We start from the raw sequence: 12,882 nt of genomic DNA, 5'->3' as shown, positions 1-12,882 counted from the left end.
TCCGTACGGCACTGACCGCTTTGCGGTGTTTCGGCGAGTCGGACACGGCCACCATCCCGGCGTCTCGATCGGCGACGGTAGGGCATCATCGATCCATGAGCGAAGGCAAGACGGAGCAGTCTGCCCGCACCCGTGCGCTGCTCATCGAGGCGGCCGAGAAACTGATCGCCCTGAACGGGGTCGCGGCCGTGTCCAGTCGCCAGATCAGCAAGGCGGCCGGTCAGGGCAACAACTATGCCGTCGGCCATCACTTCGGTTCCAAGGACGATCTCCTCCGCGCCACCCTGACGTCGCACAACGTCCCGATCGAGCGGCTTCGCCAGAAATGCCTGTCGGAGGTCGGACCCGACCCCGGGGTCCGCGACTGGCTCCGCTGCCTCGTCGGGCCCGAGGTCGAGTACCTCGCACAGATCGGTGCTCCGAGCTACTTCGCCCGGTTCTTCGCCCAGGTGTCGAGCGATCCGTCCGCGACCGCCCTGCTCTACGAGGAGACCGCGCGATCGGAGGTCCTCATGACGATCCTCGACCGGTTCTACGCCACCTTGCCGACCTTCCCCGACGACGTGCTCGAGGTGCGCAACAACCTGACGCGCCACATGATCGTCAACGCGCTCGCCGACATCGAACGGGCCGCCGAGGGCGGCGGGACTCGAACAGCCCCATGGCAGCACGAGCGCGACCTGGTCGTCGATGCGCTGACCGGGATGTGGCTCGCACCGATCGCCTCCCGGTGATCAGATGACCGTGCCGACATCCTGGGCGACGATCCGGTCGAGTGCGCGCTCGGCGATCGCCGCGATGGTCATCGACGGATTGCACGCCGCGGTGTTTCCCGGCATGAGTGCGCCGTCGATGACATAGAGCCCGCGCTGGTCGTGAACGCGTCCCTCGAGGTCGCACACCGCACCCATGTTGGCCCCGCCGAGCGCGTGCCAGGTCGAGGGGAACACCGCATTGGTGTCGGTCAGGATGGCGTCGGGTCCGGCGATCCGGCGCACGGTCCGGTCGATGTGCTTGGTCTGGATCTCCGAATCGCCCTCGTGTGGCCAGCGGATCACCGAATCTCCGATCGCCGAGTCGTAGGAGATGACGCCACGTCCCGAGCTCACCCCGAAGCCGACCATCATCGTGGTCCCGGCGTACACGGGTAGTGGCGGCAGCGATGCCTGGATGACGGTGAACGCGCTCTTCGGATCACTCCAGTTGGGGCTGCCGAAGACCACCGGTCCGCCCTGTACCGTCCCGAAGTCGATACTGGGGCTGGTCCAGGTGTAGATCCGGTCGGCGTTGGTGCCCCATCCGTGCCCCACCCCGTCGGGCAGGCCCGGCACGGTTCCGGTCGCGCGCGCCTTCACCAACAGCTTGGTCGTGTTCACGCTGCCCGCCGACAGGATGAGTGTCCCTGCGATCAGTTCGTTGTGCTCCAACACTTTCCCGGACTCGTCGGTGCGTTCGACCTCGAGGGACCATCGGCCGTCGGGTCGGCGGGCGACCTGCCGCACGGTGTGCAGGGTTCGGACCTGAACCCGCCCGGTCGCCTCGGCCTCGCGGATATAGGTGACGTCGACGCTGTGCTTGCCACCGTTGTTCACGCCGATGGCGCCGTCGCCGTTGGTGTAGGCGGGCTTCATCTCGCCACGCAGCTCGGCCGCGGCATACCCCCAGTCGATCGGCATCGGGATCTTCTGCAGCGGAAGGCCCTCGGCCCGAACTCGTTTCGCGAACTGTCGCGGTGCCAGGTATTGCGGGGAACGCACCACCGAATCGGGCGCCACCGCGACCTTCAGCATCCGCGCGACCCGCGGGTAGTGCACACGGTTCATCAGTTGCCAGTCGAGCGCGTTCGGGAAGTGCTCGTTGAACACCGCCTCGCTCGGTTGCAGTGTCATGCCCTGGTAGACAAGGGAACCACCGCCGAGGCCGGCCGGGCAGAGTGCGGTCATGTTGACGCCCGCGACCGACTCGAACAGTCCCACATAGGGTTCGACGCTCAGCGGCTTGCCGAAGAGGTTCGGGGTCGACTCGTGCCACAGGATCCGCTTGTCCGGACTCGACGCACGCGGGAAGGTCTCCGAGTTCGGACCCGTCGGCCACCGCCGGCCCCGCTCGAGCAACAGGACCGGCACGCCGGCCTGCGCGAGCCGGAGGGCCGCGACGCCACCGCCGAATCCCGAGCCGACGATCACCACCCGATGCTCTTCGCGTGTTCGCCGGATACGTCGCGATGGATCTCCCGACGCCGGTCCGGCTCCGGTGACGGCCGCGGCCGCCGAACCCGCCGCGGTCATCGCCGCCGCTCGCAGGAAGGTACGTCTCGTCGGTGATACCCCGGTCATGGTTCTCCTGTCGTTCGGCGCGAGATGGCGCCGGGTGCTTGGTGATTCGGCAGCTCGAGAGACGGTGGAGACCGTGGTCGCGGGTCGAGGACGCCGCGTGGGACGGACCGGGGCGTGGCCGTCGCGACACAGGATTTGTCATGGACGACCTGTGTGTCAAGGGCCACTTCGGTAACCAGTGGTGATCGGGGACATCGCCGACGCAAACCTTGACAAGCCCTTCAGTCATGTGACTGAATCGTCGCGGGCGTGGGTAGGGCCGCCATCGGTGTACGGCCGATGCGCGGGCGTGAGTGCGGCGCGCCGCGCTCGCGTGGACCTGGTCGGGATCGTGGCCGAGTGCCGAAGAGCGAAGAGAGGACGGGGAGTTCGCCGAGCAGGCGGCAACGGAACGCTAGGATGACGCGACCATTTGTCGCGGGCGGGGAGTTGCATGTCTGATCATCTGCAGGGCAAGACCATCATCATCACCGGCGCCGGAGGCGGTTTCGGCAAGGTGATCGCGGAGATGTGCGCGGCACAGGGCGCTCACATCGTCGGTGTGGACATCGACGCCGACGGGCTCACCGCGGTCGCCGACGGCATCACCGCCACCGGCGGGTCGGCTGTCGCACACGTCGCCGACGTCACCGACATGAACCAGATGAAGGGCGCCGCGGCGGCGGCCGTCGACCGGTTCGGTGCGATCGACGTGATCGTCAACAACGCCGGGGTGATGCCGCTGGCGTTCTTCGCCGACCACGAGCGGGCCTGGGAGAAGTGGCACCGGGCCATCGACATCAACATCAAGGGCGTCGTGAACGGCATCTCGGCGGTGTACGACCAGATGGTCGCGCAGGGCCGGGGTCAGGTGGTCAACATCGCGTCGATCTACGGCAACGGCGGCTTCGAGGGCTCGGGTGTCTACAGCGCGACCAAGGCCGCCGTGACGATGCTGTCGGACTCCTTACGCATCGAGGCCAAGGGCAAGATCAAGGTGACGACGGTCAAACCGACCGGCGTGGCCGGCACCAACCTGGCGAGCTGGATCGTCAACGACCGCGCGATCCGCGGGATCGTCGGGCAACGTGCGGCGTCGTACCGCGAGCACATCACGGAGCTGATGCAGGGCACGCTGCCCGACGAGCTCGTCGACGTCGACTCGGTGAAGTACTGGCTGATCACCCCGGAGGATCTCGCCCGGGCGGTCGTGCATGTCATCGACCAGCCGTGGGGCATCAGTCTGTCCGACGTGACGGTCCGGGCCAGCGGCGAGGACTACCTGTACTGAACGCGGGCGCCGTCTCGGCCTAGTTCGACGGGCGGCGTCGTTCACCGCGGTACTTGCGGTGGTACTCGTCGTAGAGGTCCGAGTTCTTCTCTCGTTCGAGCTTGTTCACCAGGTCGGGATCGAGTCCGTGCTGGACGAGCCGGTGACGGCGGTAGACCCGGTTCAACGCGATCGAGAAGAAGAGGTAGGCCAGCAGGATCGGCATGGTCATCGTGATCCGGACGCCCCAGTCGGCCGGGACGAACAGCATCGGGGTCAGCACGATGATGCACGGCACCGCCCAGCGGACCACCATGCGTACCGACGCACCCGGGCCGGCCAGGTCGTTGGTCACCCAGCCGAGCATCGATTTCGGCAGACGCGCCCAGTAGGCGTACGTCACGTACTCCCAGGCATTCGGCTTGGTGCGCGGTGCAGAGGTCACCTGTCGATCGTGCACCACGTGCGGGAGTCGTCCGACGTCGCCTCCCCCACCCCGGCTGGGTAACCTGACCGGCATGGGTTCGGAGATGACCGCGTCGGCCGACGACCCCACCGGCCCGGATCCGATCAGCGGCCTCGAGGCCGAACTCACCGATTTCTGGCGACGGGGCCGGGTGCGCACCCGGTTGCGCGCCCGCGCCATCGACCCGCGGCTGGACCCGTCGTGCTACCCGCTCATCACCGTGCTGGCCCGGCACCATTCGATGCCGATGTCGGATCTGGTCACCGCCGTCGGCATGGAGAAGTCGACGGTGACGCGGCAAATCGACGCGATCGTGCGGCTCGGGCTCGCCGAGCGGCACCCGGACCCGCGCGATGCCCGCGCCCGCGTGGTCACCCTCACCGAGCACGGTCGTGAACGTGTCGACGCCGTGCTCGCCTCGGCGGTCACCGATTGGCGGGCACGGTTGGCCCAATGGGACCCCGACGACATCCGGACGCTCACGTATCTGCTGCATCGCCTCACCGAGGCCACGAACGATCCCGAGGCCGGCGAGGGGTCTCGTTGACCGGGCGTGGCACCGTCGGCGATCCTTGGCCGGTGACTCCGGACGAAGGACTTCTGCCGCTCGAGGGCATCACCGTGGTGGCGCTCGAACAGGCCGTCGCCGCACCGCTGGCCACCCGACATCTCGCCGATCTCGGCGCCCGGGTCATCAAGGTGGAACGGGTCGGTGACGGGGACTTCGCGAGGCAGTACGACGCGGCGGTGCGCGGCGGCGCCGCCTCGCACTTCGTGTGGCTCAACCGCGGCAAGGAGTCGGTCGCCCTCGACCTCAAGAGCGAGGACGGACGCCAGGCGATCCGAACCCTGATCGCCGGCGCGGACGTCTTCGTCCAGAATCTTGCTCCCGGGGCGGCCGCCCGGCTCGGCCTCGCCGCCGACGATCTACGCGCCGACCATCCCGAGCTCGTCGTCGTCGACATGTCCGGATACGGCGACGCCGGGCCGTATCGCGACCGCAAGGCCTACGACATGCTGGTGCAGGCCGAGGCCGGGCTGATCTCGGTGACCGGGACGCCCGACGAGATGTCCAAGACGGGTATCCCGACCTCCGACATCGCAGCCGGTATGTACGCACTGACCTCCGTACTGTCGGCGCTGTTCCGACGCGCCACCACCGGAGTCGGCGCGCGCGTCTCGGTGGCCATGTTCGACGCCACGGTCGAATGGATGGGCCACCCGATGTACATGCGCCTGTACGGCGGCCGGCAGATCGCCCGTGCCGGGCTCGGCCATGCGGCGATCGTGCCCTACGACAGGTACCCGACCGCCGACGGCGACATCCTCATCGGCGTCCAGAACGACCGCGGCTGGGACACGCTCACCCGCGTGGCCCTCGAGCGCCCGGATCTGGCCGACGACCCCCGCTATCGCACCAACATCGAGCGGGTCGCCCGGCGAGCCGAGGTCGACGCCGCGATCGGCGCGGAGACCAAACGCTTCACCACCGACGAGCTCGACCGTCGCCTCGCCGACGCGGGCATTCCCGCGGCCGAGATCCGCGACCTCGAAGGCGTCGTCGCGCATCCGCAGCTGAGTGAGCGCGACCGCTGGCGCGAGGTGGACACCGAGGTCGGCCCGGTACGGGCGCTGCTTCCGCCGCTGACCTTCGACGACGTCGAGCTCGCGATGGGTCCGGTACCGGCTCTCGGACAGCACACCGAGGCGGTGTTGCGGGAATTCGGGATCGGCGTCCCACCGACGCCGTCGGCGTAGGATCGGCGGAACGGACCTGCAGCCCTCGGGTCCGCTTGTCATGCACGGATACGACGACCTCTCGGAGGCGATATGTCCGACGATTCTCTGTTCACCACCCGGGATTCGGGAGCACCCGCGGGGAGTGACGAACACTCCCTGACGGTTGGCGCCGGCGGCCCGATCGTCCTGCACGATCACTACCTGATCGAGCAGATGGCCCAGTTCAATCGCGAGCGCATCCCCGAGCGCCAGCCGCATGCCAAGGGCAGCGGCGCTTTCGGCACTTTCGAGACGACGCAAGACGTCTCGGCCTACACCTGTGCCGCACTGTTCCAACCCGGCGTGAAAACCGAGATGGTGGCCCGGTTCTCGACCGTTGCCGGCGAGCGCGGCAGCCCCGACACCTGGCGTGACCCGCGTGGTTTCGCACTGAAGTTCTACACCGACGAAGGCATCTACGACATGGTCGGCAACAACACGCCGGTCTTCTTCGTCAAGGACCCGATGAAGTTCCAGCACTTCATCCGTTCGCAGAAACGCCGTCAGGACAACAACCTTCGCGACCACGACATGCAGTGGGACTTCTGGACGCTCTCGCCGGAGTCGGCGCATCAGGTGACCTGGCTGATGGGCGATCGGGGGATTCCCAAGACCTGGCGCCACATGAACGGATACAGCTCGCACACCTACCTGTGGGTCAATTCCGAAGGTGTCAAGCACTGGGTCAAATACCATTTCAAGTCCGACCAGGGAGTCGAGCACCTCACCCAGCACGAGGCCGACCAGATGGCTTCTGCGGACACCGATTTCCACACTCGGGACCTGTTCGAGAACATCGCGGCGGGCAACCATCCGAGCTGGACTCTCAAGGTGCAGCTGATGCCCTTCGACGACGCGGTGAGCTACCGGTTCAACCCGTTCGACCTGACGAAGGTGTGGCCGCACGGCGACTACCCGCTCATCGAGGTCGGCAAGATGACCCTGCACACCAATCCGGTCGATCACCACACGCAGATCGAGCAGGCCGCGTTCGAGCCGAACAACGTCGTGCCGGGTATCGGTTTCAGTCCCGACCGCATGCTGCTCGCGCGCGTGTTCTCCTATGCCGACGCCCATCGCCACCGGATCGGCGGCAACTACAAGCAGATCCCGGTGAACGCGCCGAAGAACGAAGTGCATTCGTACTCCAAGGACGGGGCGATGCGCATCCACAACGTCCCCGACCCCGTCTACGCACCCAATTCGAAGGGCGGCCCGTCGGCGCTGTACCCCGGCCAGGGCGAACCGCAGTGGGCGGCGAACGGGGAGATCCTGCGCAGCGCGTACGTCGACCATCCCGAGGACGACGACTGGGGTCAAGCGGGGACGATGGTCCGGGAGGTCTTCGACGACGAGCAGCGTGAACGCTTCGTGGACAACGTCGTCGGGCACCTGCTCAACGGCGTGTCCGAACCGATCCTCCAGCGGGCGTTCGAATACTGGCATCGCGTCGACCCCGACATCGGTGCGCGGATCAAGTCCGGTGTGACCGAGAAGCAGGACGAATCCGATCCGAAGGCCGATGACCAGGCCAACCCCGCCCGGTCGTCCGCCCAGGAGAAGGCCAAGGCCGAGAAGGCCTGACATTCTCGTCGGAGTTCGCACCGCACCGTGGAACGCGCCCTCTGAGGGGGGCGCGTTCTGCGTCGGTGGCCTACTAGGCTCGATGGCGTGAGTGTGCGCGCAGGCATCGTGGTCACCGGAACCGAAGTCCTGACCGGCCGGATCACCGACCAGAACGGACCCTGGCTGTCCGAGGAACTCCTCGAACTCGGGGTGGACGTCGCCCACATCACGATCTGCGGCGACCGGCCCGCCGACCTCACCGCGCAACTGCGCTTCCTCGCCGAGCAGCAGGTGGATCTGATCGTCACCAGCGGCGGGCTCGGCCCCACCGCCGACGACCTCACCGTCGCCACCGTCGCCGAGTTCTGCGGCCGCGAACTACTCCTCGATCCCGGACTCGAGGAGCACATCGCCGCGATCATCCAGCGCTGGCGCGGGATCGGATTCGACGTCGATTCCGGCCCGACGAGGGCGGGTATCCGCAAGCAGGCCCTGGTACCGGTCGGGGCGGTTCCGGTACCACCGACCGGCACCGCGCCGGGTGTCGTCATCCCAGCGGCTGCCGGCGTGCCGACGATCGTCGTGCTGCCCGGCCCGCCCTCGGAGCTCCAGGCGATGTGGCCGACCGCGATCGCCACGGCTGCCGTCGCCGACGTCCTGTCCCGCGCCGACGATCTGCGACAGGAGACGATCCGCGCCTACGGCCTCCTCGAAGCGGAACTCGCCGAGACGCTGCGATCGGCGGAGACCGCGATCCGCGCCTTTGAGCAACTCGAGATCACCACCTGCCTGCGGCGAGGCGAACTCGACATGGTGACCCGGTTCGCGGCCGCCGACGCGCCGGTCTACGACTCCCTCCTCGACCTCCTCGTCGAACATCATGGGCGGCAGATCTTCTCGACCGACGGGTCCACGATCGACGATCTGCTGGTCGCCGCCTTGGACGGGAGACTGATCGCGACCGCCGAGTCGTGCACCGGCGGGCTCGTCGCGGCCCGGCTCACCGACCGGCCCGGCTCGTCGGCCTACGTGATGGGTGGCGTGGTGTCGTACTCCAACGACGCCAAGTCGGATCTGCTCGACGTCCCGGCCGAGCTCATCGCCACGCACGGAGCCGTCAGCGAGGAGGTCGCCGCCGCGATGGCCGAGGGTGCGCTCGCACGGTTCGGTACCGATGTCGCGGTGTCGACCACCGGAGTGGCCGGTCCCGGTGGCGGCACCGAGACGAAACCGGTCGGCACCGTGTGCTTCGGGGTGGCTCTACGAGACCGGCCCACGGTCACCGTCACGCGCAAGTTCCCCGGTGACCGCGAGCGTGTCCGGTCCCTGACCACCACTGCCGCACTGCATCTCGTCGTACGCGCGCTCAGCGACGCCTCCGCCTGACGCGACCCTGCGGTGGTTTAGTGCAGCGATCCTCGGCTCCTCAAACCCGCAAGAGGCGACCCTCCATTGCTCCCTGAGGTGCGAGGAGCGCAAGCGACGAGCCTCGAAGGGCCGCCGCCCAGAAATCTGTTTCCCGGCAATGCGCAGTAGGTCAGACTGTCCTGATGCTGTTGACCATCTCGGCCGAACGTTCGTCCACGCTCGAGACCCCGAGCGATCTGGGCTTTCTGCTGCACAAGCATCCGGAGAAGGTGCAGCCCTTCGACGTGTACGGCGGAACGGCGCACGTCTTCTACCCCGAGGTCACCGGTGTTCGCTGCACAGCCGCGCTCCTGGTGGAGGTCGACCCGGTTGCGTTGGTGCGAGGACGATCCGGGACGCGCGACGGGTTCGCGTTGGGCCAGTACGTGAACGATCGGCCCTACGTCGCCTCGTCGTTGCTGGCGGTGGCGATGGGAAAGGTCTTCCGGTCTGCGCTCCACGGGCGCTGCGCGAGTCGGCAAGAGCTTGCGGACTCGAAGTTGGATCTGACGATCACCCTCCCGGTGGTCCCGGGCGATCCCTCCCTGTTGTGCCTCCTGTTCGAACCCATGGGTTGGACTGTCACCGCCGAGGCCATCGAGCTGGATGCCACGCGACCCGATTGGGGTGATGCGCCGCTCGTGTCCCTGGCCCTCGTCGGATCGTTTCGTCTGGCCGAGGCACTGAATCACCTCTACGTCTTGCTGCCGGTACTCGACGATGCCAAGCATTATTGGGTCGGTGACGACGAGGTGGACAAGCTCGTCCGCGCCGGATCGGGATGGTTGGCCGGCCATCCGGAGCGGGAGCTGATCACCCATCGCTACCTGGCCCACCAGCGTGGGCTGAAAGATGCTGCCACCCAACGGTTGGTCGAACTGGACGACCGGCCGGTCGAGGACGCCGCGGAAGACGACGATCCCGATGTCTCGCGCCCGCTGGTGCGGACAAGGCACGACGCGGTCCTGGACGTCGTGCGCGAGTACCGACCGACGACGATCGTCGACCTCGGATGTGGGACGGGGGCTCTGCTCGGCGCGTTGCTCGAATTGCGCGGCGTGACACGGGTGATCGGCACAGATGTGTCCGACTCGTCCCTGTCGAAGGCGGCCAAGCGGTTGCATCTCGACCGGATGACCGAGCGTCAATCCGAGCGCCTCACATTGTTGCTGTCGTCGCTGCAGTATGAGGACGATCGCCTCGGAGGCCTTGATCTGGCGATTCTCATGGAGGTCATCGAACACATCGATCCACCACGGCTCCCGGCGGTCGTCGACAACGTCTTCGGGACGATGCGGCCCCGCCGAGTCGTCGTCACGACACCCAACAGCGAGTACAACGTGCGGTACCCGGCTCTGGTCGGCGGCGGCTTTCGACACCCGGGCCACCGTTTCGAGTGGACGCGCCGGGAGTTCGAGACCTGGGCCGGTGCGGTGTGTGAATCCTACGGCTACGTGGTCGATTTCAGACCGGTGGGCGAGCGCGACGATGCGATCGGGCCGCCGACGCAGATGGCTGTGTTTGCACAACTGACGACGGGAGGGGCAAGCGCATGACCGAACTCAGCATTCCGGAACTGTCCCTGGTAGTCCTGGTGGGTACGACGGGTTCTGGCAAGTCGACCTTCGCGGCCGGCCACTTTCTTCCGACGGAAGTCGTGTCCAGCGACGACTGCCGAGCGATGGTCTCGGATGACCCCAATGATCAAGGCGCGACGTCGGACGCGTTCGATGTGCTCGAGTACATCGTCGGCAAGCGACTCGACCGCGGCCGGCTGACCGTCGTCGATGCCACCAATGTGCAAACATCCGCGCGTAAGTCGTTGTTGGCGCTGGCCAAGGAGCACGATGTCCTCCCGGTGGCGATCGTCCTCGACGTTCCGGTCGCACTGGCGCTGGAACGCAACGCCGCTCGGCCGGATCGGAACTTCGGCGCGCAGGTCGTGAAGCGTCAGCACGATCAGCTACGGCGGTCGCTACGCAACCTCAAACGGGAAGGGTTCCGCACGATCCACGTCCTGGATTCTGTCGAGGCCGTCTCATCGGCGTCGATCGTGCGGACGCGTCTGTTCAACGACCGTCGAGACGAGCCCGGCCCGTTCGATGTGATCGGTGACGTACATGGTTGCCGCGCGGAACTCGTGGCATTGCTCGAACGATTGGGATATGTGATCGTCCGCGACGACGAGGGACGCTGCGTGGACGCCGCGCATCCGGATGGCCGCCGAGCAGTCTTCGTCGGCGATCTCGTCGACCGCGGTCCGGACTCCGCGGGCGTGCTGCGCCTGGTGATGGGCATGGTGACGACCGGCAACGCGCTGTGTGTGTCGGGCAATCACGAGGCGAAACTCGTTCGCGCTCTCGGCCGTAAGGACGTCAAGCCCACGCACGGCCTGCAGGAGACACTGGATCAGCTGGCCGCAGAGGACGCTCAGTTCGTCGCCGAGGTGCGGCGGTTCTGCGATGGTCTCGTCGCACACTACGTACTCGACGACGGCAGGCTGGTCGTCGCACACGCGGGGTTGGCCGAGAAATATCACGGTCGGGCGTCCGGCCGGGTACGCGCGTTCGCTCTGTACGGCGACACAAGCGGCGAGACCGACGAGTTCGGTCTACCGATCCGTTACCCGTGGGCGACCGAGTATCGCGGCACGGCGACGGTTTTGTACGGGCATACGCCGGTGCCCGTGACCGAGTGGGTCAACAACACCATGTGCCTGGACACGGGATGTGTCTTCGGCGGCAGCCTCACAGCGCTGCGCTACCCCGAGCGCGAGGTGGTGTCGGAACCCGCACGCGCGACGTACTACGAACCCGTCCGTCCGCTGGTCCCGCCGCCGCGCCGCCCCGAGGTGCTGACCCTGACCGACGTCCTCGGTCAGCGCGTGGTCGACACCCATCACATGGGTCGGGTGTCACTGCGAGACGAGACCGCCGCCGGCGCCTTGGAGGTGATGAGCAGATTCGCGATTCCGCCGGCCGAGCTGCTCTACTTGCCGCCGACGATGTCGCCGGTGGACAGCTCGTCGCGCGATGGACTGCTGGAGCACCCGGATGAGGCGTTCGGATTCTACGCGAAGCACTCGATCGGCCGGGTGGTCTGCGAAGAGAAGCACATGGGGTCCCGTGGGATCGTCCGGGTGGCGCGCGACGGGTACGGCTGCATCCATTCGCGGACCGGACGCGCCTTCTTCTCCGACGAACGGCAGACGGAACTGCTGTCGCGGATCGCCGATGCCGTGACCCGCGCCGGTGTGTGGACGGACCTCGACGCGACCTGGATACTCGTCGACGCTGAACTGCTGCCGTGGACTGCCAAGGCGGAGGCCATGATTCGCAGCCAGTACGCCAGGGTCGGCGCCGCGGCGACGCACGCACTGCCGGCGGCCGTCGACGTACTGGCGGTCGCAGCCGCGCGCGGAATCGATGTCGGTGATCTGCTCACCAGGGTGCGGTCGCGCGCCGCCAACGCCGACCGCTTCGTCGACTCCTATCGTCACCACGTGCAACCGATCGACACTCCGTTGGGAATCCAGGTGGCGCCCTTCCAACTTCTCGCCACGGATGCCGCGACGTATGAGACCCGCGATCACGAGTGGCACCTCGGCATAGCGGATCGCCTGGTTGCCTCCGACCCGGAGTTGTTCCGGCCCACCCGACGCCTCGTCGTGGAGACAGCCGATGCATCGTCGCGCGCAGCAGGCGTCAGTTGGTGGGAGGACCTCACCGCGAGCGGCGGCGAGGGCATGGTCGTCAAGCCGATCGACAATCTCGTCCGCGGACCGAAGGGCCTCGTCCAGCCTGGGCTCAAAGTCCGCGGTCGTGAGTATCTGCGAATCATCTACGGCCCCGACTACACCGATGCGGCGACCCTCGCCCGGCTCAAGAACCGCAACCTCCGATTGAAACGGTCGATGGCGCTGCGCGAGTATGCCCTAGGGCTCGAGGCGCTGCGTCGAGCAGTGGCGGGAGAGCCGACATGGCGCATCCACCAATGTGTATTCGGCGTCCTCGCGATGGAGTCGGAGGCCGTGGACCCGCGGCTGTAACCTCCGCTCCCCACCCCCTGCTCCCTGAGGT

10 protein-coding genes are annotated in these 12,882 nt (G+C 67.2%); 8 read left to right on the top strand and 2 right to left on the bottom strand.

Going from position 1 to position 12,882, the window contains the following annotated elements; all coding sequences use genetic code 11:
- Positions 1–95: 95 nt before the first annotated feature.
- The gene (locus ACFVHY_RS06210) at positions 96–734 is read left to right on the top strand and encodes a TetR/AcrR family transcriptional regulator (protein ID WP_390269715.1); all 639 of its coding nucleotides are present in this window, start codon (positions 96–98) and stop codon (positions 732–734) included.
- Here the strand turns inward: ACFVHY_RS06210 and ACFVHY_RS06205 are convergent, their stop codons facing one another.
- Positions 735–2,336: a GMC oxidoreductase gene (locus ACFVHY_RS06205; RefSeq protein WP_390269712.1), complete on the bottom strand. Its 1,602-nt coding sequence runs from the start codon at positions 2,334–2,336 to the stop codon at positions 735–737.
- Positions 2,337–2,769: 433 nt separating this feature from the next.
- Here ACFVHY_RS06205 and ACFVHY_RS06200 point away from each other — a divergent pair, with 433 nt between their 5' ends.
- Positions 2,770–3,606 carry an SDR family oxidoreductase gene (locus ACFVHY_RS06200; RefSeq protein ID WP_068970414.1) on the top strand — a complete coding sequence of 279 codons (837 nt, stop codon included), beginning with the start codon at positions 2,770–2,772 and terminating at the stop codon, positions 3,604–3,606.
- Positions 3,607–3,625: 19 nt separating this feature from the next.
- Here the strand turns inward: ACFVHY_RS06200 and ACFVHY_RS06195 are convergent, their stop codons facing one another.
- Positions 3,626–4,048: a DUF5313 domain-containing protein gene (locus ACFVHY_RS06195; protein WP_078112627.1), complete on the bottom strand. Its 423-nt coding sequence runs from the start codon at positions 4,046–4,048 to the stop codon at positions 3,626–3,628.
- A 55-nt stretch (positions 4,049–4,103) separates the two neighbouring features.
- On the opposite strand from ACFVHY_RS06195, the gene ACFVHY_RS06190 reads away from it, so the two are divergent.
- From ACFVHY_RS06190 to ACFVHY_RS06165, 6 genes are all read left to right on the top strand, one after another.
- Positions 4,104–4,598: a MarR family winged helix-turn-helix transcriptional regulator gene (locus ACFVHY_RS06190; protein ID WP_058252800.1), complete on the top strand. Its 495-nt coding sequence runs from the start codon at positions 4,104–4,106 to the stop codon at positions 4,596–4,598.
- Positions 4,599–4,630: 32 nt separating this feature from the next.
- Positions 4,631–5,809 carry a CaiB/BaiF CoA transferase family protein gene (locus ACFVHY_RS06185; RefSeq protein WP_390269707.1) on the top strand — a complete coding sequence of 393 codons (1,179 nt, stop codon included), beginning with the start codon at positions 4,631–4,633 and terminating at the stop codon, positions 5,807–5,809.
- 72 nt (positions 5,810–5,881) lie between these two features.
- Positions 5,882–7,414 carry a catalase gene (locus ACFVHY_RS06180; RefSeq protein ID WP_058252802.1) on the top strand — a complete coding sequence of 511 codons (1,533 nt, stop codon included), beginning with the start codon at positions 5,882–5,884 and terminating at the stop codon, positions 7,412–7,414.
- An 87-nt stretch (positions 7,415–7,501) separates the two neighbouring features.
- A complete protein-coding gene (locus tag ACFVHY_RS06175; protein ID WP_390269704.1) occupies positions 7,502–8,782 on the top strand; it encodes a competence/damage-inducible protein A in 1,281 nt (426 codons plus the stop codon).
- Positions 8,783–8,946: 164 nt separating this feature from the next.
- Positions 8,947–10,359: a 3' terminal RNA ribose 2'-O-methyltransferase Hen1 gene (locus ACFVHY_RS06170; RefSeq protein WP_390269701.1), complete on the top strand. Its 1,413-nt coding sequence runs from the start codon at positions 8,947–8,949 to the stop codon at positions 10,357–10,359.
- The gene (locus ACFVHY_RS06165; protein ID WP_390269698.1) at positions 10,356–12,851 is read left to right on the top strand and encodes a polynucleotide kinase-phosphatase; all 2,496 of its coding nucleotides are present in this window, start codon (positions 10,356–10,358) and stop codon (positions 12,849–12,851) included. Before ACFVHY_RS06170 ends, ACFVHY_RS06165 begins: the two co-directional genes overlap by 4 nt.
- Positions 12,852–12,882: the final 31 nt, after the last annotated feature.

This window comes from Gordonia sp. NPDC127522 (assembly GCF_042672305.1).
GTDB classification, from domain to species: Bacteria; Actinomycetota; Actinomycetes; order Mycobacteriales; family Mycobacteriaceae; genus Gordonia; species Gordonia hongkongensis.
The sequence above is the reverse complement of the archived record's forward strand: the minus strand, read 5'-3'. Positions and strand labels throughout refer to the sequence as shown.